At 63.2% G+C, this 24643-nt stretch carries 27 protein-coding genes; 21 read left to right on the top strand and 6 right to left on the bottom strand.

All coding sequences use genetic code 11. The annotated features are described in order from the left end of the window. The first annotated feature begins 51 nt into the window (after positions 1 to 51). The 3 genes from ACQR0U_RS14465 (at position 52) to ACQR0U_RS14455 (ending at position 2813) form a co-directional block, all read left to right on the top strand. A complete protein-coding gene (locus ACQR0U_RS14465) occupies positions 52 to 1212 on the top strand; it encodes a helix-turn-helix domain-containing protein (RefSeq protein ID WP_434843415.1) in 1161 nt (386 codons plus the stop codon). Positions 1213 to 1221: 9 nt separating this feature from the next. Continuing rightward, complete coding sequence (gene nusG / locus ACQR0U_RS14460; protein WP_434843414.1) at positions 1222 to 1809, top strand: transcription termination/antitermination protein NusG; 588 nt, start codon at positions 1222 to 1224, stop codon at positions 1807 to 1809. A gap of 440 nt (positions 1810 to 2249) precedes the next feature. Next, positions 2250 to 2813, top strand: a complete 564-nt coding sequence (locus tag ACQR0U_RS14455; RefSeq protein WP_434843413.1) for a hypothetical protein — start codon at positions 2250 to 2252, stop codon at positions 2811 to 2813. Positions 2814 to 2891: 78 nt separating this feature from the next. Here ACQR0U_RS14455 and ACQR0U_RS14450 read toward each other — a convergent pair whose 3' ends face one another. After that, positions 2892 to 3356 (bottom strand): hypothetical protein, encoded by a 465-nt coding sequence (locus tag ACQR0U_RS14450; protein WP_434843412.1) that lies wholly within the window; start codon positions 3354 to 3356, stop codon positions 2892 to 2894. A gap of 793 nt (positions 3357 to 4149) precedes the next feature. Here ACQR0U_RS14450 and ACQR0U_RS14445 point away from each other — a divergent pair. Together ACQR0U_RS14445 and ACQR0U_RS14440 are read left to right on the top strand one after the other, a co-directional pair. After that, entirely contained in the window at positions 4150 to 4755 is a 606-nt protein-coding gene (locus ACQR0U_RS14445) for a hypothetical protein (RefSeq protein WP_434843411.1), read from the top strand. 12 nt (positions 4756 to 4767) lie between these two features. Beyond that, positions 4768 to 6828 (top strand): phage terminase large subunit family protein, encoded by a 2061-nt coding sequence (locus ACQR0U_RS14440; RefSeq protein WP_434843410.1) that lies wholly within the window; start codon positions 4768 to 4770, stop codon positions 6826 to 6828. Positions 6829 to 6970: 142 nt separating this feature from the next. Here the strand turns inward: ACQR0U_RS14440 and ACQR0U_RS14435 are convergent, their stop codons facing one another. Further along, entirely contained in the window at positions 6971 to 7348 is a 378-nt protein-coding gene (locus ACQR0U_RS14435; RefSeq protein WP_434843409.1) for an Ltp family lipoprotein, read from the bottom strand. A 381-nt stretch (positions 7349 to 7729) separates the two neighbouring features. Between ACQR0U_RS14435 and ACQR0U_RS14430 the strand changes: the two genes are divergently transcribed. The 11 genes from ACQR0U_RS14430 to ACQR0U_RS14380 all read left to right on the top strand — a co-directional run bounded on the left by ACQR0U_RS14430 (position 7730) and on the right by ACQR0U_RS14380 (position 15590). Then, positions 7730 to 8431: a hypothetical protein gene (locus tag ACQR0U_RS14430; RefSeq protein ID WP_434843408.1), complete on the top strand. Its 702-nt coding sequence runs from the start codon at positions 7730 to 7732 to the stop codon at positions 8429 to 8431. 6 nt (positions 8432 to 8437) lie between these two features. Continuing rightward, positions 8438 to 8806 (top strand): hypothetical protein, encoded by a 369-nt coding sequence (locus ACQR0U_RS14425; RefSeq protein WP_315759715.1) that lies wholly within the window; start codon positions 8438 to 8440, stop codon positions 8804 to 8806. Positions 8807 to 8809: 3 nt separating this feature from the next. Beyond that, a complete protein-coding gene (locus tag ACQR0U_RS14420; protein WP_434843407.1) occupies positions 8810 to 9196 on the top strand; it encodes a hypothetical protein in 387 nt (128 codons plus the stop codon). Positions 9197 to 9202: 6 nt separating this feature from the next. Continuing rightward, positions 9203 to 9412 carry a phage head-tail joining protein gene (locus ACQR0U_RS14415; RefSeq protein ID WP_315751514.1) on the top strand — a complete coding sequence of 70 codons (210 nt, stop codon included), beginning with the start codon at positions 9203 to 9205 and terminating at the stop codon, positions 9410 to 9412. A 10-nt stretch (positions 9413 to 9422) separates the two neighbouring features. Then, the gene (locus tag ACQR0U_RS14410) at positions 9423 to 10997 is read left to right on the top strand and encodes a phage portal protein (RefSeq protein WP_434843406.1); all 1575 of its coding nucleotides are present in this window, start codon (positions 9423 to 9425) and stop codon (positions 10995 to 10997) included. Continuing rightward, a complete protein-coding gene (locus tag ACQR0U_RS14405; protein ID WP_434843405.1) occupies positions 10957 to 12993 on the top strand; it encodes a prohead protease/major capsid protein fusion protein in 2037 nt (678 codons plus the stop codon). Before ACQR0U_RS14410 ends, ACQR0U_RS14405 begins: the two co-directional genes overlap by 41 nt. 80 nt (positions 12994 to 13073) lie before the next feature. Beyond that, positions 13074 to 13412 carry a DUF2190 family protein gene (locus ACQR0U_RS14400; protein ID WP_434843404.1) on the top strand — a complete coding sequence of 113 codons (339 nt, stop codon included), beginning with the start codon at positions 13074 to 13076 and terminating at the stop codon, positions 13410 to 13412. 105 nt (positions 13413 to 13517) lie between these two features. Beyond that, positions 13518 to 13955, top strand: coding sequence for a T6SS immunity protein Tdi1 domain-containing protein (locus tag ACQR0U_RS14395; protein WP_434843403.1), 438 nt, complete (start codon positions 13518 to 13520; stop codon positions 13953 to 13955). Between the two features lie 110 nt (positions 13956 to 14065). After that, positions 14066 to 14464 carry a hypothetical protein gene (locus ACQR0U_RS14390; protein ID WP_434843402.1) on the top strand — a complete coding sequence of 133 codons (399 nt, stop codon included), beginning with the start codon at positions 14066 to 14068 and terminating at the stop codon, positions 14462 to 14464. A gap of 2 nt (positions 14465 to 14466) precedes the next feature. Then, positions 14467 to 15231, top strand: a complete 765-nt coding sequence (locus ACQR0U_RS14385; protein ID WP_434843401.1) for a hypothetical protein — start codon at positions 14467 to 14469, stop codon at positions 15229 to 15231. Further along, a complete protein-coding gene (locus tag ACQR0U_RS14380) occupies positions 15231 to 15590 on the top strand; it encodes a DUF2635 domain-containing protein (RefSeq protein WP_434843400.1) in 360 nt (119 codons plus the stop codon). Before ACQR0U_RS14385 ends, ACQR0U_RS14380 begins: the two co-directional genes overlap by 1 nt. Before the next feature lie 144 nt (positions 15591 to 15734). On the opposite strand, the gene ACQR0U_RS14375 is transcribed toward ACQR0U_RS14380, so the two are convergent. From ACQR0U_RS14375 to ACQR0U_RS14365, 3 genes are all read right to left on the bottom strand, one after another. After that, positions 15735 to 16253, bottom strand: coding sequence for a hypothetical protein (locus ACQR0U_RS14375; protein ID WP_434872180.1), 519 nt, complete (start codon positions 16251 to 16253; stop codon positions 15735 to 15737). 103 nt (positions 16254 to 16356) lie between these two features. Further along, a complete protein-coding gene (locus ACQR0U_RS14370) occupies positions 16357 to 17436 on the bottom strand; it encodes a hypothetical protein (RefSeq protein ID WP_434843398.1) in 1080 nt (359 codons plus the stop codon). Further along, on the bottom strand, positions 17433 to 18038 hold the full coding sequence (locus ACQR0U_RS14365; protein WP_434843397.1) for a trypco2 family protein: 606 nt from the start codon (positions 18036 to 18038) through the stop codon (positions 17433 to 17435). The genes ACQR0U_RS14370 and ACQR0U_RS14365 overlap by 4 nt, the downstream gene beginning before the upstream one ends. A gap of 434 nt (positions 18039 to 18472) precedes the next feature. Between ACQR0U_RS14365 and ACQR0U_RS14360 the strand changes: the two genes are divergently transcribed. The 4 genes from ACQR0U_RS14360 (at position 18473) to ACQR0U_RS14345 (ending at position 22884) form a co-directional block, all read left to right on the top strand. Beyond that, positions 18473 to 19975, top strand: coding sequence for a phage tail sheath subtilisin-like domain-containing protein (locus ACQR0U_RS14360; RefSeq protein WP_434843396.1), 1503 nt, complete (start codon positions 18473 to 18475; stop codon positions 19973 to 19975). Positions 19976 to 20026: 51 nt separating this feature from the next. Continuing rightward, on the top strand, positions 20027 to 20413 hold the full coding sequence (locus ACQR0U_RS14355; RefSeq protein WP_315792457.1) for a hypothetical protein: 387 nt from the start codon (positions 20027 to 20029) through the stop codon (positions 20411 to 20413). 15 nt (positions 20414 to 20428) lie between these two features. Beyond that, positions 20429 to 20737, top strand: a complete 309-nt coding sequence (locus tag ACQR0U_RS14350) for a hypothetical protein (protein ID WP_315731035.1) — start codon at positions 20429 to 20431, stop codon at positions 20735 to 20737. Positions 20738 to 20865: 128 nt separating this feature from the next. Then, a complete protein-coding gene (locus ACQR0U_RS14345; RefSeq protein ID WP_434843395.1) occupies positions 20866 to 22884 on the top strand; it encodes a hypothetical protein in 2019 nt (672 codons plus the stop codon). A 5-nt stretch (positions 22885 to 22889) separates the two neighbouring features. Here the strand turns inward: ACQR0U_RS14345 and ACQR0U_RS14340 are convergent, their stop codons facing one another. Then, positions 22890 to 23285 carry a hypothetical protein gene (locus ACQR0U_RS14340; RefSeq protein ID WP_434843394.1) on the bottom strand — a complete coding sequence of 132 codons (396 nt, stop codon included), beginning with the start codon at positions 23283 to 23285 and terminating at the stop codon, positions 22890 to 22892. Between the two features lie 114 nt (positions 23286 to 23399). Here ACQR0U_RS14340 and ACQR0U_RS14335 point away from each other — a divergent pair, with 114 nt between their 5' ends. Next, positions 23400 to 24641 carry a DNA circularization N-terminal domain-containing protein gene (locus ACQR0U_RS14335; RefSeq protein ID WP_434843393.1) on the top strand — a complete coding sequence of 414 codons (1242 nt, stop codon included), beginning with the start codon at positions 23400 to 23402 and terminating at the stop codon, positions 24639 to 24641. Positions 24642 to 24643: the final 2 nt, after the last annotated feature.

Below are 24643 nucleotides of genomic sequence, written 5' to 3'. Positions count from 1 at the left end.
CGAGCCTGTGTCGTCGCGTGCGTGCGTCTGCTCTTTCTTGGAATTCATGACATGAGCCGTCCCCGTCTTTCCATCATCCCGGCCGGTGCGATCTTTGATCGCTCGCTGGAGCCGCGCGACCTGCAGGTGATCGGGCTGCTCGGCTGCCACATCGACAAGGCCGGCTGGTGCCGGCGCAGCCAGGTCAAGATGGCGGCGCAGCTCGGCTGCGGGCGTGCCTCGGTGCAGCGTTCGCTCGAACGCCTGGTCGATGCCGGCTGGGTCGAAAAGAAGCGGCCGCCGTGGAGCAACGAAGCGGGACAGCCGTCGAACAGCTACATGTATCGCGTGGTGCTCGATCGCGACGATTGGGAATCCCAATCGAACGGCGATCCCGATGGCGATGACGACGACAGCCATGCAGAAAGCGCATCCGAGGGGGAGGGGGTGCCCACGGGTGGGCAGGGGGGTGCCCAGCCAGGCGGGCACCCGGGTGCCCAGCCATGCGTGGGCACGGGTGCCCACACATACGTGGGCACCAAGAACGACCCCTTAGAACGTCCCCTTATTGAACGGGAGAGAGACGCGCGCGCACGCGACCGAAACGCGAAGTTCATCGCCGCATTCGAGCAGCGCTGGCCGTCCGCGTTCGCCGATGATCGCCATCGCATCGCCTATGCCGCGGCGGCGCTGAGCGAGGCGCAGCAGAAGGCCGCGCTGGATGGCGTCGGGCCGTTCCTCGACCACTTGCAGCGGCTCGGGCGGAAGACGATTCCGGCGGGCTGGCGCTATCTCGAAGAGCGCCGATGGGAGCTGCTGACGCAGGCCGAGGCCACGCTCGTGGCGAAGGTTCACCTCGGCGACAGCGCCGAGGCGAAGGCGATCAGGGCACTGCACGACCTGGTCGGGCGCGGCGAGGCGTTTCGCAAAATCTACTGCAGGGCAGGCGACGGATCTGTCAGCTTCCCGCACGGCGTGACGGCGCAGCTGCTGGCGCTCGCAGGCGTGCCGGAGCCGGCGGAATGGGTAGATCTGACCCATCAGCAGGCCGGCGCCTGGGAAGGGTTCGTGAAACCGTTCTTCGATGAGCGGGCAGTGCGCCGGCATTTCCGCGCGGGCTCTCGCGCGCCATGGCCGTGGCCGCCGAAGGTCAACGGCGAGCTTTGCCGCATCGCGACCGGGCCTCCTGCATCGCCTGATGTCGACGATGAGGACGTGGCGGATTTCAGATAGGGGATGGCGATGCGCGCGCAATCGGACAGTGTCGAACCGAGACCAGACCAGTGCTATTTCGTGTTGCTCGCGGAGCCGAAGCGCGAGTTGACGGCGCAGGCCAATCTCGGCATCCGCCGCGTGCCGTTCTATCTGCCGACGATCTTTCGTGCGGCGCGCGTCTCGGCCAAGGCCTATGCGCAACGGCTCGATCGGCCGGATGTTGCGTTCCCGCTGTTTCCGCGCATGCTGTTCGTCGCCGAAGATGTCGTCGGGCGCATGCTGCCGCTGATCCGGACTGCGCCGGGCATGCAGTCGAGCCCGTTCTTGATCTTCGGAGAGCGTGCCGCCGTGATCCGGCCGCTCGGCATGCAGGTGATCCAGGCGATCGAGACGCGGGAGCGCGAGAAGTTTTTCGCGCGGAGGCGCAAGAGCGAGCCTCCGTCTTGGCTTCCCGAGATCGGGCAGGACGTGAAATTCCTGCTCGCCGATGTGCTCGGTGGTTTCAGCGGCAAGGTGTCGGACGTTGACGACCGAGGCCGACTCACAATACTGACCGAAATCATGAAGCGCACGGTTCGCGTCCACGCCACGGCGAACCAGGTTGAACCGGTATAGCGGACTCTGCCGCGACAACGGGATCAAGTCGGAACATCCGATGCGCAAGGCCGATATCTCGGCCTGAAGCGGAGCTTTGGAGCCCGGTCTCGTAGCGAGATCGGGCTTTTGCTTTGCGCAAGTCTGCCGCCACCAAATTCGAACATCGCCACACCGCGCGCTCTCGCACCGAGCAACAGCGTTTGTGATCACCCGCGAGCTAAGCGGCGCTGGTGTGGCGATTGCCATTTCGGGGATGCCATGGGTTGCCGCTGCAATGAACGCAAGCAAGCGATCGTGCGTGGCGTGTCCGCCGCCGTGCGTGGTGATGCCAAGAGCGCCGCTCAGTCGGCTGCTTATGTATCGCGCACGTTGATCGAGGATGCGCGCTCTGGCGCATTGCGCGCGGCGGCGGCGGAACGGCTGGCCAGCCTTCGGGCAAGCCTCAAGAGGTCATAGCGATGGCGTTCTCGACGCTCGAAATCGACGCATCGCAGGTCAAGCACCTGGCCGAGCTGTTCAAGTTGGCCGAGCAGAAGGCGCCGGCCGCGATCGGCCGCGCCGTGCGCCGGACCGGCGACATGACCGCGACCCGCGTGGTGCGATCGCTGACGGCGCAGACCGGATTGAAGCGTCCGGTGATCGTGCGGGCCGTCAAGAAGAAGCCGAGCGGCTCGACCTATGCGCTCAAGTCGCGCGGCGGCGATGTCTCGTTGAAGTATTTCGGCGCGCGCGAGACACGGAAGGGCGTCTCCGCTGCGCCCTGGAATCATCGCCGCGTGTTCACCGGCGCCTTCATCAAGGGCGGTCGTTTCCCGCATCGCGTCGGCCTCGACCTCGGCGGGCAGGTCTTCAAGCGCACCGGCGCCAGCCGCGTGCCGATCGTGAAGCAACGATCAGGCCTGTTCATCCCGACCGAGATGATCTCCGGCACGACCAAGGACACCTTCCTGCGCTCGGTTGCGACCATCTTGCCCGCGCGGTTGCAGCACGAGATCGCGGCCATCCTTGGCGGCCATGCGTAGCGGCAGCTTTTGCCCAATTGAATGGGACGCGGCTTGCTCGCGTCGCTCTAGCCCAATTGCGACCAAGCTTGCCGCCAACTATCTTGTTTTGCGCCTCGGAAGGGTTTTCGCGTCGTGCGCTGTCTCTCTGATTAGCATGGGCAGGTCGTGGCCCAAGCGGCTGACAGAGCGACCATCATCGTGGAAACCCTCAGCTCGATAAACACCAAAAGATGTCTCCGTAAGGGTGAAGCGCCACCCCGGCAACTCCGGGAAGGCTGGCCCGGGATCGTCGTCCCAGTTCACGGGGCCCCACGGCTGTGCGTCCGCCCAGGCTTTCGCCTCGGCGAGGGAGAGATGTTCGCCCGAATTTCCAAGCAGGCAATAGTATAAGAACCCATCCTTCGTTTCGGGTATTGGTCGGCTCTCATCTATCGACGGCTCATCATCGGTATCGCGGTTAAATCGAGACGACGCGAGACGGGCTTCCTTCTTGTAAATGGCGATACGCCTCGGAACACTGCCGTCGTAGTACCAAGTACCTTCCGCGACCTTTTCGTTCATAGCGACGCTCACACGCTGAAACCACGATTCTCTTGTAACCAGCGATGCCGAACGTCTTCAACGGGTCAAAGGCGGACCGACTCCTTACGGTGGGCACCTAGCTATGCGACAGCTTCGTCAGAAGAACCCCAACCAGTACGAGAATGACTATCCACAAGAAGATCACATTGATCTCGCGCCTTTGCCGATTTCGTATGGCTGACGCCTGGGCCCGGAGATCTTGCGGCAGCCGGTCGAGAAGCTCTTGTCCGCGAAACCCAAACCAAGGCGATTGCACGTAGAAAGAGAACCAGAAAAAGCCCACCTTCGACGTCTGCTCATCAAGGCGTTTGTATAGGTCGTAGAGTCTCCAGTATGCTCGGAGCGGATAGAGACCCCAGGCGATTGCGCTACCGATAAAAAGATATCGATGCAGAGCTACAAGCGTATCCATCTTTAGCCTCAGAACACAAGGGCGCGCAATCGGACGATACTCTCCTGTATAGCTCCGTTATTTGGCTGGAAAGGGTTGGATGAGTGCTTCGTGGCACGTCGGCTTCGGGTCAGTCGTAACCGGGCTGAGCCGACAGCGGTCGAAACCACGCGCGCTTCGCCCCGAAAGCGGACGTTTCCATAGCGCCATCGGCTTTGGGAGGCACCGTGACGCCCGACAGGGCCGTTCGGATGAAGCAGGTGCCCAGGCCGCCGCGGGTCCTTCCCCACCCCCCGGCCGCGCACGGCCCAAGCGCGCCCCGAAATTTCGCCAGCCGCAAAAGTCGAATTCTGGGTTGACACGGTTGACAGGTTGACACGCATGGATGGGCTCCTCGCTCTTGATGCCGGGCTGTGGCTATCCGTGTCGGAGATCGCGCGGCAGAAGGGGAAATCGCGGCAGGCGATTGCGAAACGGGTCGATGCGCTGGTCGGCGAGGGCCGGCTCGAAACCAGGCCGGGGCCGAACGGCACCAAGCTCGTGAACCTCGCGCAGTTCGATCGGGCCGTCGGCGAGGTCGGGGACGCGGTCAAGGAGGGGGCTGCCGAGACGCGGGCGGAACTCGAGGCCTGGGAGATGCCGGCCTCGCCGGTGCTTCGCGATCACCAGGCGCGCGCGGCGCAATATGCGGCCGATCTGAAATTCCTCGACCTTGAGGAGCGGCTCGGCCGACTCGTGCCGGTCGCGGAGGTGAGGGAAGCCGGCATGCAGGCCGCCGAGGCCATCATCCGGATCGTCGACCGCCTGCCGACATCGGCCGAAGCCGTGGCCGCCGCTGTCGTCAGGGACGGCGTGCAGGGCGCGCGTGCCGCGCTCAAGGACGTCGCGCGGGACATGAGCGCGGCGATCGCTGAGGCGATGGGCGCGATCGAGGCGACCGCGCAGCCATCAATGATCGAGCCGGGAGAGGCGGGCGAGCCGGCATAACCAGGCCGGACCATGTTGCACTTCAAGAACTCCGGCGTCGCGCTGTTCGTCAGCGAGATCCGCTCTCTGGTCGCGCCGCCGCGCAAGGTGCTGCCGGCCGAGTGGGCCGCGCAGAACCTGATCGTGCCGGACGGGCCGCGCGCCAACGAGAAATGGGACCCGGCGCTGACGCCTTACGTGGTCGAGCCGTTGAACAACAGCGGCCCGGAGTCGTCGGTCAACAAGGAGGTGATTCGCAAGAGCGCGCAGACCGGCTTCACGGTGATGGCGATCGCCATCGTCGGATCCTCGATCGACACCGATCCGAGCGGCGGCATCCTGCTGGTGCAGCCGACCGACGGCGCGCTGGCCGACTTCATCGCCGACAAGCTCAATCCCGCGATCGAGCAGTCGGTGGCGCTGAAAGCCAAGGTCAAACCGCAGGTGTCGCGCTCGGGCGAGGGCTCGACGACCTACCTGAAGCGCTATCCGGGCGGTTCGATGGCGCTGGCGATCGCCAACTCGACGGCCGATCTGCGCTCCAAGACCAAGCGCAAGATCATCAAGGACGAGGCGAGCGAATATCCGGCCGATCTCGACGGCCAAGGCTCGCCGCACACCATGATCGAGGCGCGCTACGAGTCATTCCTTGCGACCGGCGACTGGAAGGAGGTCAATATCTCGACGCCGACGGTCAAGGGCACCTGCTACATCGACGAACAGTTCAACGCCGGCGACCAGCGCTATTGGCACGTCACCTGCCGCCATTGCGGCGGCACCTTTCCGTTTCGGTTCGGTCCGCAATTCCGCTTCAACGAGGCGTATCCTTATCAGGCGCATTATGTGGCGCCGTGCTGCGGGGTGGTGATCGAGGCGCACGAGAAGAACGAACTGGTGCGTGGCGGTGCCTGGGTTGCGACCGCGCCGGGGCCGGGGCGGTTTCCGTCGTACCATATCGACGCCATGTCCTCGCCCTTCGTACCCTGGGACAAGATCGCCGAGCGCTGGATCAATGCGCAGGGCGATCCCGCCAAGCTCAAGGCCTTCTACAACCTCACGCTCGGCGAGGCCTTCGAGATCAAGGGCGATGCGCCCGATCATGTGCGGCTGATGGAGCGGCGCGAGGACTATCCGCGCGGGCGCATCCCGCCGCGCGGCTTGATGCTCACGGCCGCCGCCGACGTGCAGATGAACGGCATCTATGTCGAGGTCGTCGCCTGGGCGCCGAACCGCGAGTCCTGGGTGGTCTACGTTGATGTGCTGGAGGGTGACACCACCAACGCGAATGCCGGCGCGTTCCTGAAGCTTGCCGAGCTGTATGACCGCGAGTGGCCCGACGCCTTCGGCGGCAAGCGGCGGGTGGACGGCTTCGCCGTCGACTCCGGCTTCCGCTCGCATGTCGTCTATCTCTGGTGCACGACCCGCCATAACGCCTATGCGGTCGACGGCCGCGATGGCTGGCACCTGCCGGCGATCGGCACGCCGAGCGTCAAGGATATCGACCTCAACGGCCGCAAGCTCGGCTTTGTGAAGCTTTGGCCGGTCGGCACCTGGTCGCTGAAAGGGCATTGGTACGAGGATCTGCGACGCGAGGGCAAATCGGCCGGGCGTGAGGTCGATCCGCCCGGCTACTGCCATTTCGGCAAGTTTCTGGACGAGGTCTATTTCAAGCAGGTGACGGCGGAGTACCTCGCCGAAATCCGCTCGCGCGGGCGGATGACGCGGGGATGGCGCCCGCGCGGGACGCAGGACAACCACTTTCTCGATTGCCGCGTCTACAACATGGCGATCGCCGATCACCTCGGCCTGTCGTCGATGACCGAGGAAGAATGGAAGGTTCTGGCGCGCGAGCGCGCGCCGGCGATCTCCCAAGGTGATCTCTTCGCACCGCGGCCACTCGCGGTGCAGATTGCCGTCAGTTCCGCGCCGGTAGAGGCGGCCATCGCGAGAGAGGGACCGGCCTCCGATCTGGCCGAACCGGCGCCGGTCGAGCCGTCCGCAAATGCCAACTCTGGTCCGGTGGCGGATCGATCGCAGGACACGCCGCGCGGCTCAGGCTGGATTGGTCGCGACACCAGCGGGTGGTTGAGGTGAGCTTGAGGTCGGCTGTCCCACCGACAGCGGTCGGATAGCTGACCTCGACAAAGGGTCCGGGTAGGGCCAGACCCGGACCATCGGTGGCGGGCCGCCGCTGCTAGCGCCGCTCGCAATGGTCCGTGTCCTTATCCTTGGCCCATTAGCAAGCGCCCGCCTGCTGTGCCCCGTAGGTTGCCTGACTCGCGGTGTACCCATCTCCGGCACTCGATGACAGTTGCCTAATGAGGCCTTTGCACGAGAAACCCGAAATGCTGAGGTACTGCTTCGCGGATCTTATCGCCTCCTGATTCCAATCAATGTTCAGGCTATCTACTGCTGCGGTGGCATCGGCAATATCATAACCATCGCCAGCGTTTGATGAGAGCTGGCGAATTAGTCCGCTTCGTGAGAAGCCCGAAATGCTGAGGTACTGTTTTGCAGATCTAACGGCGTTGTTCTGGGGCCCAGTCAAACTCTGCGCCCATGTAGGCTCGGCAGTAAATAGGGCAGCAATTGCTGCAACTTTCAGAAATTTCATGTTTCTCCACGGCTCCACCTTGTGCGTGGCGACCCTAACAAACCGACCGGCCTTGGGCCACCCGCGACCTCGTCTTTTTACCCTTCTTTTCCGTTCCCAACGTCCGCTTGCGGCTCGCACTGGCATGCAAATTTCTTCATTTTTGCACCTAGGCCAAAGCAGCCCGACTTCCGTTAAGGGTCAATTTCTGCCTTCCTGGATGAAAGGCAGTTTCGGCTAGTATACCCCTAACAGCTGACGTCGCTGCCAGTTTCGGCAGCCTCGGACCACCAGCCGCAATCTCTGACTGGGCATAGCAGCGGCACCCCGCCCGTATCTGGTCTTCGTCTGTTCCTCAGCTTGGCCGCCCATTTGGGCGGCCTTTTCTTTTGAGACCTCCCCATGACCTTCGATCTCACCGCGTTGAAGGCAGACAATCTCGCGCGCTGGCAGCGGGCAGGGTTGACACGCGATTTCTCTGCCGTTGCCAGGCGCCTCGCTGCCAGCAAAACACGCTATCAGGGCGTCTCGGCGCGAACGGGCGTGCCTTGGCACGTCATCGCGGTCATCCATGAGCGTGAGTGCAGCCAATCGTGGACCGCATCGCTCGCTCAGGGCGATCGGTGGGACCGCGTCTCGGTGCACGTGCCCGCTGGCCGCGGACCCTTCACGAGTTGGGAAGATGCGGCGGTCGACGCCTTGATCAACTGCGCGCCCTATGCCGCGCGCTGGAAGGACTGGTCGATCGGCGGCACCTTGACGCTGCTCGAACAGTACAACGGGCTCGGCTATGCGCGACGGGGCGTGCCGTCGCCCTACCTCTGGGCCGGCACGGATCAGTACCGATCCGGCAAATATGTCCGCGATGGCGTTTATGACCCGGATGTCATCGACAAGCAGCTCGGATGCGCCGGGCTGTTGCTGGCGATGAAGGCGCTGGACGGCTCGATCTTCCCGACCACCACGTCGGTCCCATCAGTGCAGCCGCCCTCGGCTGCGACGCCATCGCCGCGGCCTTCGATCACCAATCCAGCCAAAGGCTCGATCGGGGATCTGGTCGCGAGCCTGGTCCGGACCGTCATCCTCACCTTCAAGCGGAGCTAGCCCTTCATGTTCGGCAACGTCCTTTTCCTGCTCGCGGTCGTTCCCGGCCTGGTCGCGGCCTACGCGCTGCTGCTGCGGCCGGTCTTGCACCGCATCCCGGCGTTCCAGACCTTCTACGCCGAGGCCGATGGTTTCTGGGCGAAGACCTGGGCGATCTGCGGCAGGTCAGTCACGGTCCTGTGGGGCTATGTGCTCGGCGGCATCGGCTCGGGCCTGGCGCTGTTCGACAAGGTCGCGCCGGCCGTCGGCGACGCTGAGCTCAAGGACAAGGTCACGCAGGCCTTGCAGAGCAATCCGAGGATGCTGGGCTACATCCTGGCCAGCATCTCGGCGATCACCATCGCGGCCCGCGTTCGCTCGCTGTTGAGGGCCTGACCCGTGTGGATGGCGATCCTCAGTTTCCTCGGCGGCCCCGTCATCAAGGGGCTGATCGAGTCCTACAAGGCCAAGGTCGCCGCCGGGGTGGCCGACACCAAGACGGCTGCCGATCTGGCGGCTGCCGAGATCGCAGCGCAGACGGCCGAGACCAACGCGATCACGCAATACCGCATCGCGGAGCTTGGCCGCTGGTACGAGCCCGACAAGCTGATGGGTTATTTCGTGGCGGCATATCTCGGCAAGCTGCTGATCTACGACAAGGTGCTCGGGCTCGGCAGCACGGACCCGCTCGCCGGCTTCGCGGCGACGACGTCCAACCTCATCGTCAGCTTCTATTTCGCCAAGCGCGGCTTTGAGAACGTGGCGAAGATCATCAGCCGGCGGTGATGCGCGATGGCCTATACTCAGGATGATATCGACGCGCTCAAGGCGGCGATCGCGACCGGGGCGCGGCGGGTCAAGTTCGGCTCGGGGCCGGATAGCCGCGAGGTCGAGTATCGCTCGCGCGCCGAGATGATCGCCACGCTCGACGACCTAGTGAAGGAGGTGTCGCCCTCGGCGGCGCCGCCGCGCGTCTCCTACATCCGGCACTGCCGCGATTGAGGCTTCCGACATGAATGTGCTCGATCGCGTCGTCGCGTTCTTCGCGCCGACGGCTGGCCTGCGCCGAGCCGCGGCTCGCGTCAGCCTCGACCAGGTCCGCCACTATGACGGTGCCATGGGCGGCCGGCGTACCGACACTTGGCGCGCGACCAATGCGTCGGCCAATGTCGAGACCAAGGCCGCACTGCACCGCCTGCGCGCGCGCTCGCGCGATCTCGTCCGCAACACCTGGTGGGGCACCCGCATCAAGTCGGTGACAACTGCGCATGCGGTCGGCACTGGCATCATGCCGAAGCCGAACACCGGCAACAAGGCGCTCGACCGCAGGGTCAAGGCGGCCTGGCGCAAATGGTCGAAGCAATGCGACCGCGAGGGACAGCTCAACTTTGACGGCCTGCTGGCGCTGGCGGCCGGCTGCATCGTCGAGTCCGGCGAGGTGCTGGCGCGGCTGGTGCCTGTACAGCAGGAGAGCGTTCCGCGCGGCGTGGTGCCGCTCGAAATCCAATTGCTCGAGCCGGATCACCTCGACGCCTCGCGCGACCGCATCCTGATGGCGGAACGGCCGCAGGCCAACGCTGTCGACATCGAAGGCGTCGTCGTCGATCAGGGCATCGAATACGACATGCACGGAAAGCGACGCGCCTATTGGATCTTCCCGGTCCATCCCGGCGCGCGCGGCCTGGTGATGCCGTCCGCCTCGGTCCGCGTTCCCGCGCGCGAGATGTTGCACGCCTACCGCAAGGAGCGGATCGGGCAGGGGCGCGGCGTTCCCTGGCTCGCGCCGGTCATGCTCACGGGCCGCGACGTCGCCGATCTGCAGGAGGCGATCGTCGTCAAGTCGCGGATCGAGGCCTGTCTCGCCGCGTTCGTCAAGACCACGAGCTCGGCGCGCACACTGGCGCAGGCGACGCAGCAGGCGGGCGCTGTCGGTCAGCAGCGGCGCATCGAGAATTTCGCGCCGGGCATGGTCGCTTATCTCGAACAGGGCGAGGAGGTGCAGGCGGTCTCACCGTCCTCGTCGATGCAGTTCGACAGCGTGCTGCGCACGACGTTCCAGGCGCTCGCCGCCGGTGCGGGCCTCACCTATGACCAGCTCACCGGCGATCTGACCCGGGCGAACTTCTCCTCGCTCAAGGCCGGCAAGATCGAGTTCCGGCGCGTCATCGAGCAATTCCAGTATCTGACGCTGGTCGCGATGCTGCTCGATCCGCTTTGGGAGGCCTGGGTCGGCCTGGCGCAGGATACGGGCATCCTGCCGCGCCGCGAGGGCGGCTATCCCGTCGAATGGATCATGCCGGCCAACGAGCCGATCGATCCCATGAAGGAAATGCAGGCCGACATCCTCGCGGTGCGCTCCGGCCGCATGACCTGGCCGCAATTCGTGCTCGCCTGGGGCGTCGATCCCGACACGCAGCTCGACGAGATCGAGGCGTGGTTCAAGGAGATCGACCGACGGAAGATCGTTCTCGACACCGATCCGCGCCAGGCGCTCGCCTCGACCAAAGGCGGTGCGCGACCTGAATCCGAAACCGAGGTCAACACCAATGTCGAAACCAAGTCCGATGGGGCTAAGCCCGGCAAATGATCCGGCCGCGCTGCCGATGCAGACGCGCGATCTGCCGGTCGGCTCTGTCGATCACGACAAGCGAACGGTCGAGGTCACGTTCACCACGGGGGCTGCCGTGCGGCGCCGGCGCTGGACCGGCTGGGATACGTCCGTGCCGTTCGACGAGATCCTCGAAGTCTCCCGCTCGGCCGTCAACCTGACCAGGCTCAATGCCGGGGCACCCGCGCTCGACAGCCATTCGGCCTACCGCACGGCAAGCCAGGTGGGCGTGATCGAAAAGGCCTGGATCGACGGCAGCGAGGGGCGGGCGCTGATCCGCTTTCCGAGCAAGGGCGTCGACGACGGCGCGGACCGCATGTTCGCGATGGTGTCCGAGGGCATCATCCGCAACGTCTCCGTCGGCTATGCGATCGATGAGTTGCGCGTCGAGGAGCCGCAAAAGAAGGGCGATGTCGAAAAGCGCATCGCCACCCGATGGACGCCGTTCGAGGTGTCCTTCGTCACCATCCCGGCGGATGCCGGCGCCCAGGTGCGCGGCACCGACGAAACCTTTCCCATCATCATCAAGCGGGCTGCGCCCGACCAGAGGGAGTCCACAATGGAGCCTGAAACCCCCACACCTGGCGCGAGCCCGGCTGCGACCGAAACCCGCGCCGCGCCGGTTGCGGTGACCGCGCCGGCCGAGCCGGCGGCGACCAATGGCGCCGTGCGCAGCGCCGTTGAGGCCGAGCGCGCCCGCGTCGCCGAGATCACCACGCTCGCCCTGCGTCACGGCATGCCGGCCGATTTCGCGGCGACCCACATCAACTCCGGGACCGCGGTCGACGCTGTGCGCTCGGCCGTGCTCAACGCCATCGCGGCCCGCGCCGCGGAGACGCCGATCTCAGCTCGCGTGCAGGTGATCACCGATGAGCGCGACACCATGCGCTCGGCGCTGGAGAACGCGATCCTGCATCGCGCCAACCCGCAAGCGATCCAGCTCGACGACGCCGCGCGGGAGTGGCGCGGCATGTCGCTGATGGAGATGGGCCGGGTCTATTTCGAGCAGACCACCGGCCAGCGTCTGCGCGGCCTCGGCAAGATGGAGCTGGCCACGCGCCTGCTCGGGCTCGACTCCGGCCTGACCCGTGCCGGCGGCATGATGGCGACATCGGACTTCCCGGCGATCCTGGCCAATGTCGTCTCCAAGCGGCTGCGGATGGCCTACCAGGTCGCGCCGCAGCACTGGAAGAAGCTGTCGCGGCAGAACAATGCGCCGGACTTCAAGGCCCGGGCGATCGTGCAGCTGTCCAACCTGCCGCAGTTCAAGCCCGTCAAGGAAGGCGGCGAGTACCAGCACGCGGCGCTCGGCGACGGCAAGGAACAGTACGCGCTGGCCACCTATGGCCGCATCGTCGCGATCACCCGGCAGTCGCTGATCAATGACGACCTCGGCGCCTTCGACCGGCTGCCGATGCTGCTCGGCCGTGCCGCGGCGGAAACCGAGTCCTCGCTGTTCTGGGCGATCATCCTCAGCAATCCGCAGATGGGCGACAATACCGCGCTGTTCGATGCCAAGCACGGCAACCTCGGCACGGGCGCGGCGATCGCGATTGCCTCGCTCAACGAGGCGCGGTCGCTGATGCGCAAGCAGAAGGGCCTGGCGCTCAAGGCCGCCGATGCCGAGCCGCTGAACCTGACCCCGGCCTTCATCGTGGTGTCGCCGGACAAGGAAACCGAGTGCCAGCAGTTCCTGGCCACGACCCTGTATCCGACGCAGAACGCGCAGGTGAACCCGTTTGCGGGCTCGTTGTTGCAGATCACCGAGGCGCGGCTATCCGGCAATGCCTGGTACGTCTTCGCCGACCCTGCGCTGATCGACACCATCGAATACGCCTATCTCGAAGGCGAGGAGGGCCTTTACACCGAAAGCCGGCTCGGCTTCGAGGTGGACGGCATCGAGATCAAGGGCCGGCTCGACTTCGCCGCCAAGGCGATCGACTGGCGCGGCATGGTCAAGAACCCCGGCAACTAACCCGGCGTTTCGACCACATGTGGCTAGCGTCTCGGGCGCCGGCCATTCGTCTTGTCCCGCACAGCAAGTGAGAACCTCCCATGCAGACCTATCGTCACGAGGGCGATACGATCGACATCGTCGCGCCGGCCGGCGGCACCAATCGCGGCCTCCCGATCCTGATCGGTGCGCTGTTCGGCGTCGCCATGAACGACTCCAACCCCGGCGACACCGTCGCCATCGTCCGCGAGGGCGTATTTGCCGATCAGCCGAAGGCGGCCGGCGCCGCCTGGGCGCTCGGCGATCCGCTGTATTGGGACGCGACCGCGCTCAATTTCACCAAGACGGCCAATGGCAACATCCGCGTCGGCCTGGCCGGCGATGCCGCCCAGGCCGGTGACGTGACGGGGACCGTGATCATCGATCGTAGGGTCGGGTAGGGTGCTGTGGCGCCAAGCGGACATTCCTGGCGGCGTCCACCCACGGTTTGCCCTTGACCCGACGAAACCTTGTCAGGCCATTGTCTCACCCTGTACCATTATCCAATGCGTATCGTTGATGTGATAGCTGATGCTTGGCAATGGAAGGGCGTATGTCCAAGTGCGCTCGTTCTACAAAATGCATTTGGCAATGTGATCTTCCTGGATGAACATGGGCAATACTGGAGAATCTGTCCGGAGGAGTTGTCTTGCGAGATTGTGGCGACGAACGAAGATCAATTTGCAAAGCTGCAAAACACTAGCGAGTTCATCGAAGATTGGACTATGCGAGAACTCGTTGAACGAGCTCAGTCAGCGTTAGGGCTGCTGCATCCTGATCGATGCTATTGCCTCAAAATCCCCGCCGTCTTGGGCGGAGCCTACGCACTCCCTAATATCGGGACGATCGATAGAACAGAATTGATTTCGTTTTCGGGGGACCTCGCAAAGCAGGTAAAAGACCTGCCCGACGGTGCGCAGATCAGCTTCCGGATCACCGATTGACCCTCAAAAGAAGATGGGTGAAGGGCCGCTTTTGGCCCATCTGAGAAGAGAGACTTGGATGCGCGGGCGAAGTCCGCGCATGACGGAAATATTCAACCGGAATGGGAACCATGCCGTCACCGTTCGCGCGTGCGGTCGCCGCTGCGGCTGTGACGCACGACCGGATCCAGGGCGAGCACTTCGCCTTCGCCCCGATGAAATACGACACCGATCGCAACGCGCCGCTGATTTCCGATCCGGCGCGTGCCGTGGTCGAGCACGTGCTGTGCCCGTTCGGCGAGTCCGCCGCCCGCGCCGGTGCCGGGGCCTTCGCACAAGCAGGCGTCAAGCCGGAGCGCGCCGGGCATTCGACCGATCGGCCTTATGTCTCGCTCGATTTGTCGCGCCTGGCCTGGCGCCCGCGCACCGGCGATCTCGTGACGCAGGAGGCGACCGGGCGGCGCTTCCGCATTCACGAGGTGCTGCCCTCGACGCCGGGCTTTGTCCGGCTCACGCTCAATGGGATCTAACCATGCTGGCACGCGAATTCTTGCGGCTGACTGCATTGGAAGCGCTGCGGCCCTCGGCGATGCTGCCGAGCAACGGCCCCTGGCCGACCATCGCTGGCGCCTATGTCTCGGACTCGCGCATCGATCCATTCGATGATCTCACCAACGACGAGAAGCGCCCGCTGATCGCAGTGTTCACGGAAAACTCGTCGCTTGCCAAGATCGCGCAGGCTGGCCCCGCCTTCTACAAGGGCGAGGTCGATCTCGTCTTCGAAATCGCTGTCGTCGCCAACTTCCATCCGGACGGCGAGGTCATCGTCGACTATGCCGACACCGATGCGGCGGTTGAGTCCTCGCTTGGCGTGCTCGAAGATCAGATCTATCACGCGCTGCATTTCGGGCCGACCGGTGCGCTGTTCCGCCAAATGGCCAAGCTCCCATTCGAGGAATGGCATTCAACCATCAAGCACCGTTCGGGCGAGGAAAACATCCGCCTCGCGGCCCGGACGATCCGAGGACGAATCCGGGTCAAAGAGGCCTGTTACGATCCGGCGCCCGGCTCGCCGCCGGCAGATTTCGACCGGCTGCCGGCCGCGCTCAAGGCAATCGTGACACAGCTCGGTCCGTGCACCTATCTGCACGATCTCGCGCTCGGCATGGCGCGCGCGGCGTCGGTCATGCCGACGCGCGTCGACCTCGACACCGTCGCCATCAAGGCAGCTCCGCAACCTGGCGTCAACAGCACCATGCCGGTGCAGGCGGCTGGCGATAATCTACAAGGTCGATAATGGATAACATCTTTCTGAAACCGGCACCGCTCGCAGCCGGCGGCGTCGTGCTCGTGCGCGATCCCTCGACACAATCGCCGCTCGCCATGAGCGGAGAGTGGAAAGCGCTGTCGCAATATTGGACGCGGCGGCTACGCGATGGTGATGTGGTCGAGGCGCAACCGAATGCGGAGGCGCCGACAGTAGTCGCGCCGTCGTCAACGTTCGCTCGTTGCACGTCATGCCTGGAGCCGGTGGCCTGCAAGTTAGCCGCGCGCTGTGCGCACAACAGCGCGCCGCGTCGGAGCGTCGGTTCCGCGGGTACGGGGATGTCGGCACTCGAGGAATCAGCAGAAATCTCGCGCTTGTTCAGAACATAACATGGGGTGATCCGAAGTGGCTTAGTTGCTGTCCGATAGTTCCGTCCGCGATTCCAAGACGGCGGGACCAATGGTGGCAAAGCTCCAAGAACGTGAAGAATCGTTGCCCGCCGCGATCGATCAGCTTCTGAATATCCCGCTTACTCAGCCCGACGGACAAAATAAAATTCCACGATACACCCGCTCATTCTGGCGAAATGCTTCAGCCGCCAATTGGTAAACCAAAGCGCACGCATTTGGCATGACGGTCTCATACTGCTTGCACTGATATTCGGCCTGGTCCAATACTTGGCCCTGCCACGTTTGACGCCAAGGTACGGCGTTTTGAATTCTCGCTTGAATGCTTGCACTCCAGAGAAGAAGTGCGGCACACTGATTTTCCTTGTGGCATTTTGCCTGAAAATCGCCAGGTAGTTGCTGACAGATCCGTTCTCCCTCTTGCGCACAAGCTTGGAGTCCCGTCACCTTTTGATTCAAGCATCTTTGGAAAGTCGAGTCGAAGCGTGACGCATTGGCGTTGACCCAAACGTCGAAGTGATCCTTGTCGAGCATTGACCGTTGAAACGCCTCCCACATTAAGTCGGTGGCCGGGTTCTGTGCATGGGCTGCTGCGCATTGACAAGCTACGAAGCTAAATAGCAAGAACCTCGCAAACGTTCTCACGGCACCCTCCATGTACTGACGTATCAACGACGCTGGACGATAACTCGCGGTATTAGCAGGAAAAACGGCTGGTCCGAAGCCCGCGCGGTAGGCGCGAATCTGCCTAATGCTTGCATGCAAGCCGAAGCGACGCCACATCAAGCTTCTCCGCTTGCTGTCTTAGAAGCTTTCGCATTTCGCGATCGTCTAGGCCGCTAGCGATTGTCTGCAGCTGCGATGCCATCTCCTGTAGTCGGTTTTCCCACGCTACGGTGTCGTGTTGTAGTCGAGCGAAAGCACGCGCATTGCTCTGGATAATTTCTGCTACCTTAAAAAGTCGGAGTGAACTTACGGGATGAGTTGCGCGCTCACGGAGGTACTGCTCGTAAGCGGAGGCCGATTCGTAGTCGCCTGGAGTGTCTTCCAAACGAGAAGAGACGAGAAACAGATAAGTCAAAGAGACTGGCGGGACAGCAATGCGTTGCATGATGCTCAATGCAAACGAGTCCGCCTCAATTTCCTGCTGTTGGGCTTGCTGCGCCGTTATCGCTCCGTATGGCTTGTGATGATACATTACATGCGCATATTCGTGGACAGTCAAAAAGAATAAGATTGATTTGAGAATCTTCTGCGCTACGTCATCTACATCTTGATCGTTGATAGCTGTACGAGGCACCCCGAGTACGTCAAGAGGTGAACCTTTTGCGTGCTGGGGTTGAAACCGTAAAGCTGCGGCGTAATCGGAGACGAGGCCAATATTACAGCCGTATTTTCCATAGTAAGCGAAGGCGATGCTAAGGTCGTCGACAAATTTTACGGATGACACCGGCAAGGATACCTCACGTCGTTCGGGAACCGAATAAAAATCGAGAGGGTGACCGTTGTCGCCTATGAGTGGAAGATTCAATGTGACTGTGCCGGCCCGCTCCCGTTCATCTCGCGTGAGTCGAGCAAGGAAGTCGTCCTCCCACGTCGCGCGTAATCTAGGACGATATCGACTTCCGATGGCTTGCAATTCGGCTTCCGAATAAAGATCAGATACATTCTGAGCCAACGCCCTACTGCTCACGGCCGCCGCTAGTACGAACATCAGTAATGAAAATCGTGACAGCCAGCGTTTAAAGGCAGAAGCACAAGGCGAGCTGCTTTGTCGAATCGACACCTGGGTCTTACAGCGACGATAATGCGGGCGTATCGCGCTCATCGGTCGCCTCTCCCTTCGGTCGAGCCAAACTCAAGAATGACTTCGTGCGTATTTGTGGGCGTTATCTTTCCTCCTAGATCAATTGATATTGGCAGCAACTGAACCTTTGCTATCCCGCCCTCTATGTTTGTCTCGGACACGAACTTTATAGAGGCAGAAAGATTGGTCAGGGTCAGTACTGGCTTTTGCGTTGAGGAACGAGCAATCGTCTCCGCCACCGATATGATTGCTCCGGCTAACTCCTTAGAAAATCCGGTCGGCGGAAAGGCGCTCAGTGATTTCGTTTCCGGAGGCTTCAAGGTGAGTTTAAAAGTTTGCGCTTTTTCACTCGACACAGTGTCGCCAAGGGAGATTACAAAGAATACAATCTTGCCGCCCGCCGTTGTTCTGATCCCGGTTTGCAAGCTAAGTTGGACACTCTTCAAGGGGGGAAGCTTTTGAGCTGTTATCTCAGACTGAACCTTTATCAAGGTCGCTTTGACTTGCGTCATTAGCTGCTCAACATCAGGGCTTGTTGCTGTTTCGGCCAATGCAACCGGTCCAAGGGTGCTGAGCATTAAGCCCATCAGCACGGCGCCTGTAATGGAGCGAATTGAAGTCATGCGTGCCTCAATAGCTGCTAGGGGCTAGACGTCTCGTATTGTCGAAAGCTTGGGCTACAACGAATTCTGATCATCGCGCATTGAGCATAATGATAATGACGCAACCAAGAGTTGACATACATCAAAAGCCCAGACGAGGCGGTGGTGGCTTCGAGTAGTACGTGGGCGTCAATTGGGGTGGATCGTGAATTGCGACAGCGACGTCAACTCGATGAACTGGCTTGCTGATGTACGATGGGTCATTTGCTGCGGTGCGATAAGGCTTGTCGCGCTGAGTAGTTTTGTTGGGTGCGGAGTCCATCGGCGCCGCCGCGGGCATTCTGGTCGAGATATCTAAGGCTGTGCCGTAGTCCATCTCTTTTCGTTATCCAAAAATGCAGAGATCTTAACCCGGCCGACGGCGCCACGTCGCGCGTACACGGAGTCACGTCACTATGTCGGTGTTGTTCAATAACATCCCGGGCAACGAGCTGGTGCCCTTCTTCTATGCCGAGATCAATTCGGGCGGCACGCCATATCAGGGCAGCCCGCGGGTGCTGTTGATCGGGCAGAAGCTCGCGGCCGGCACGGCGCCCGTCGGCGTCGTGTATGGCCCGATCCAGAACGAGCGCGAGGCTGCCGCGGTGTTCGGTGTCGGCTCGATGCTTGTGGCGATGTATCGCATCGCGCGCCTGAATGCGCCGTTCCAGCCGATCTGGGTGCTGCCGTTGGCAGATCCCGCCGGCGCGGCTGCGGCTGGTTCGCTCACCCTTACGGCGCCGGGCGTGACCGGTGCCGGCGTCCTGTGGGTCATGGGGCGGCGGGTGACGTTCCAGGTCAACGCCTCCGATACGGCCGCGATCGTCGCGGCCAATGCCGCTGCTGCGATCAATGCCTTGGGCTTGCCGATCACGGCCGCCGTGGATGGCGCCACGGCCGGCAAGGTCGACGTGACGGCGGTGCACAAGGGCGCCGTGTTCAACGGCCAGGAGGTGACGTTTGCGACCGACGAGGCGAATGTGCTCTCCGCGGCCAACACGGTCGTGGTGCCGCTGTCGGGCGGCAACGGCGTTCCCGACCTTGCCGGGCCGCTCGCGAGTCTCGGCGATCAGGAATATGACTTCCTCGCCGGCCCTTACTCGGACGCCGTGTCGCTCAATGCTGTCAGAGATTTCCTCAATGACAGCGCCGGCCGCTGGTCGCCGATCCAGCAGCTCTTTGGGCATTATTTCTCGACGCAGTACGGCACTCTGTCGGCGTTGGTCACGTTCGGCAACAGCCGCAACGATCAGCATGTGACCGTGATCGGATCGCAGCGCTCGCCGACGCCGGAATGGGAGTGGGCGGCCGCTGCGGCGGCGATGGCGAGCGCGCATCTCGGCCATGCTCCGGAAGTCTCGCGCCCACTGCAGACGCTGGTGCTGCAGGGCGTGCTGCCGCCGCGCGACCGGTCGCTGTGGTGGGATATCCCGGATCGCCAGGCGCTCTATGCCGATGGCATCGCCGGCTGCAAGGTGCGCTCCGATGGCTTGGTCGCCATCGATCGCCTGGTGACCACCTACCAGAAGACGGCCGCAGGCGTCGCCGACGGCACCTTTCGTGACGTCGAGACCATGTTTCAGCTGATGTTCGTGGCCCGCTACTTCAAGACCGCGGTCTCCGACAAGCACGCGCGGCAGGCGCTCGCGGACGACAACCCCTTCAACCTGGCCGAGATCGCGACCCCGAAATCGGTCCGCAACACGCTGATCCACGCCTACAACGACCTGGTCGCGCTCGGCGTGCTCGAAAAGCCGGATCTGTTTGCGCAATTCGTCAATGTCGAGCGCGACCCGAACGATGCCAACCGGCTCAACGCCTATCTGCCGGTCGATGTCGTCAATCAGCTGCGCGTGTTCGCGGCCAACATCACGGCGTACTTGCAATATCAGACCGCGTCCGGCGCGGCGGCGGTCTAGCCGCGCTCGCCCCTGGCGCCCATCCCGCAACAGCTATGAGGCTCCCCGACCATGGCCAATGATCCCGGCGACAGCAATTTCGGCGGTCGCATCTCCGTCACCGCCGGCACCGATCGGTTCCCGCCGAGCGACGCCGACATCTCGATCGAGCCGACCAACATCAAGGTCGAGGCCAAGGCGAACGGCGATGGCTCGCCTTGCTTCACTGCCAGCCCAAAGCTGTTCGGCGCCAAGATCAAGTTTCGCGATCGCTCCGGCATCGTTTGGAACGATGTGATTCGGAAGACGCTCGACGTCACCATCGTCGAGGAGGACAACAGCCGCACCCACATCTTCACCTCGGCGCGGATCGTCGGCGAGCCCGATGTCAACCTCTCGTCCGGCGAGGTTGAGGGCTGCGAGATCCGGGGACCGCAATACCAGAAGCTCAACAGCTAAGCGGGGGGAGGGCGCATGGCACGCGAACGAAAGACCATTCCGCTCAAGCGGCCCATCGAGGGGCCGAAGGGACGCATTGCCGCCGTGGTGCTGCAGGAGCCGGCCAGCGCCGATTATTGGATCCTCGGTGACCCCCGCACCTGGGTCAAGGCCAAGGGCGGCATGGCGCTGGTCGACAATGACGAGGTGATCCGCGCCTATACCGAGCGGATGATCGTCGAGCCCGATCCGCTGCTCGCCATGAACAACCTGTCGATCCTCGACGCCATGGCCGTCAAGAACGGGGTGCTGAGTTTTTTCGAGGACGCGACGCCGACTCCATAGGCGTCATCTGCGATTACCTCGTGCTGGTCGAGCGCATCGTCGATGCCGAGGCCTGCGGGCGGATGGGGTTTTCGGAGCTGGACTATTGGGCCGGTCGGGCGATCGCGTTGCGGAAGAGGCGGAAGTAGATGGGAACGATCCTCGAAGCGACGGCCGTCATCAAGGGCAAGGACGCGACCGGCGGCGCCTTCGACGCCGTCGCGAACAAGATCAGCCGCATTGCGCGCGCGGCCAATGCGCTCAACCGCGATGTGCAGAAACAGATGAGCATGGCCTCGGTTGCCGAGCGGCAGGCGAGCCGGCTGCAGCGGGGATCGGTGACAATCGGCGGCGCAGCGAAGATGGCCGCTGGAGCTGCGGCGGCCTATGAAGGCTCGCGCGCCGTGCATGCGCTCGCGGCCCGGACGGCGCAGGCGGCCTCGGACCGCACGCACGAGGAGGTGCGGATGTCCGCCGCGGGCATGTCGGCGCAGGAGATTGCCGAGGCCGACGACATCGCGGCCAAGCTCTCGGCACGCTACAAGTCGGTCTCTCAGACGGAGATCATGCACGCGGCGCGCAATATCCGCTCCGTGGTCGGCAGTTTCGAGGAGGCGACGCATATCCTCGATTCCCTGATGAAACTGCGCGTGGTCGCCCTTGGCGCTCATCCCGAACACGCCGCGGAGCTGGGCGAGGATTTCGACAAGCTCGTGAAGGGCATGGAGATCAAGGGCGTCACCCAGGACCTCGCCAAGTTCAACCACTACATCGACGGCATGGCCAAGGCCATCAACGTCTTCGGCGACACGCTGCGGCCGACCGACTATTACGAGATGTTCAAATATGGCCGCGCCGCAACCAACGCCTTGAGCGACGATTTCATGCTCAAGACGGCGCCGACCCTGGCGCAGGAGCTGGGCGGCTCCTCGGCCGGCAAGGCCCTGTCGAGCTTCTACACGCAGTTCGTCGGCGGCAAGATGTCGAACAAGGCCGTCGAGGCCCTTTCCACCTATGGGCTGCTCGATCCCGAAAAGGTCATCAAGACGACGACGGGCAACGTCAAGGGCGTCAAGCCGGGCGGCATCGTAGGCCAGGAGTATCTGCAGCCTGGCGCGACCGACCCTTACGCCTGGACCAACAACGTGCTGATCCCGGCGCTCGCCAAGAAGGGCGTCAAGGACCCCGCGCAGATCCAGGAGGTGATCGCTGCGATCGCCTCGCAGCAGACGACCGCGCAGATGATGAGCATCTTTGCGACGCAGCAGGCGCGCATTCAGAAGGATGCCGCGCTGGTCCACGGCGCCAAGGGCGGCGAGGCGGCCGACGACTTCCTGCAGCACGACCCCAAGGTGCTGCAGAAGGCGATCGGCGCCCAGGTCGACAATCTCCTCGGCAATACGGCTGCGCCGCTGATGCCCGGCGTGACCACGGGCATGAACTGGCTGTCGAGCGGGCTGAGCTACATGAGCGAGCGAGCCAAGAAGGACCCGCTGCGCTCGGCGGCCGAGCTGGGCTTCGGTGCCGCGCTGGCCGGTGCTGTGGGGGCCGACTCGGCGTCGTCGCTGTTGAGCGGGGCTGGCAGCATCTTTCGCGGGGAGAGTACGGCCGGGAGCCTGAAGTTCGGCCTGACCCGGATGACGGCCATGCTGGCGCCGATCCTGGACATCGCGACACGGCGGGACGTCCTGCCGGCAAGCGACCGAATGAAGAGCCTCGCCGGGCTGCATCCGGAAAAATTTGACGCCTTGCACGATATCGCGGATTCGGAACGGGCTGCAGAAATCTACGGCGATAGTGATCCGACCTATCTGGCGCAGCTCAAGGCGATGAACGATGCCAGGCGCGCGAAGATCGAGGGCGACCTGACCAACCTCGGCTACGCGCCATCCGGCACCCCCGGCCGAGGTCAATTCGCGTCGCAATGGACGATCGACGACATCCGGAAAGCCACGGGCATCGGCTCGGCCGAGCCGGCGAAGGCCGAGGTGGTCGGCAACGCGACGCTGGAGACCAAGGTGACCGTCGAGCCGTCGCCGGATTTCCTGACACGGATCGAGCAGCGGGTTCAGAATGCCATCAACGTGTTTCGATCTAGCGGCAACGCGGCCTCGGGCTCGACCGGCTCAACTGGGCGGTCGATGCCGGAGGCAATGGCGCCACAATAGCTAATCTAGCATTTGTCCGGATGCTTCTCGCACCAGCTTGAGATTGCGTCTCCGAGCTTGTCGAATATCATATCTACACCCCTGCCGGCACACCGACGAAGGTCTGCCGCGCATTCTTCGGCTTCGTGACCCTCGCTCTTTTTTCCCCATTTGAAGTCGATACCGCTAGCGAGAAGTCTTCGTTGTTTTATGAGTTCGCCACTGTAAGTCTTGTTCTCAGAAATGGCGGGATGTTTGGCTGCAGCATCCATGACTGCTAGCGCTACAGCTGGGTCTTGGGCAATTAGCGCTTCAATGACTTTCCTAGTCTTTCCGGGTTCTTCGGCTACACAGAGCGAGACGGAGCTCGCGACGAAGACGATACTCAAGACCATGATCTTAACGGCGGTTCCAGTCCTCATGGTGCGCCTCCCTCGTTCGACCATCATCAGACTGCGAAATTCCCCTGAGCGCGTCGTTGATGTGAATCAATTATAGATTGCTAGTCTAAAAATGGACAAGTAAAGGGTGGGGCGATGGCGAGACCTCTTGCCGGCCGCGACTGGCTCAAGACGTTATGGCCGGTCTCGTTCAAAGGCGTGCCGTTTTATTTCGAGCAGGACAAGGAGGAGGGCGGGCGCGGCCTGGTCGTGCACACCTTCCCGAACCGCGACGATCCCTTTGTCGAGGATCTGGGCGAGGAGCCCCGGATCTATTCCGGCTCGGCCTATGTGCATGGCGACAGCGCTGACGCGCTGGCAACGGCGCTGAAGGCGGCGCTGGCCTCGCGCGGCGCTGGCATGCTGGTGGTGCCGTATTTCGGTCCGGTGACGGTTCATTGCCAGAGCTTCGAGCGCGCGACGCAGCGCGATCAGATGGGCTATGTGGCCTTTGAGCTCAAATTCGTCCGCAAGGGTGCAGCGTCGGGTCTGGTCTCGGTCCCGTTGCTGCAGAATGTCGGGTTCGTCGCGGCCGACGCTCTCGCGTCGGTGCTGGCGGAGAGCTTCCCGGAGACGATCACAACAGCGGGCAAGGCCGCGTTGGTGGTGGCGGCCGTCACCGATACGCTGTCCGAAGGTGCGGCGGCGCTCGACGTGATCAGGCATAGCTATCCGGTCGATCCGAAGGTGTCGGCGGTGGTGCGGGACGCAGTCCCGTTGGTGGTCGGGAGCTTTGCGGCAGGCATCACCAACGACGCCGTGCCTGGCGCAGCCGCGACCGCGGCGGTCGCCAGCCTCGTTGGTCTCGTGAGGCAGACCATGGATGCGATGCCGGCGGCCTCGGCTGTGCGCGCTGCGCTAGAATTGGTCGCCTCATTCCCATCCGTCTCGGTCTCCGGCGCCGCCTATCTCACGCCGACGCAGAGGCTGGCCGCGGACAATGCTGCGGCTGCAAGCCGTGCCGTCAGGCTCGCCGCAATGATCGCCTATGCCGAGGCGATCTTGCGTACGACTTTCGCCGCGCGGCCCGATGGAGTGACCGCGCGCGGCGAGGTCGCCGAACGCTTCGAGGCCGAGCTCTATCAGACCGACGGGGCGGAGAACGCTGCGTTGTTCGTCGCCATCGAGGTCTTGCGCGACAGGGTGATCGACTGGCTCACGCGCACCATTGCCAATCTGGCGCCTGTGATCACGGTCGAGAGCAATCGGCAGCGTCCCTCGCTCGATCTCGCCTGGATTCTCTACGCCGATCCGACCCGTGCCGACGAGCTGGTCGCGCGCAACGCCGTCCGCAACCCGTTCCTGATGCCGCGCGAGATCACGGCGCTGTCGAGGTAGGC

Source organism: Bradyrhizobium sp. HKCCYLRH3097 (genome assembly GCF_051167875.1).
Classification (GTDB): Bacteria; Pseudomonadota; Alphaproteobacteria; order Rhizobiales; family Xanthobacteraceae; genus Bradyrhizobium.
This window is presented reverse-complemented; position numbering and strand designations above follow the sequence as displayed.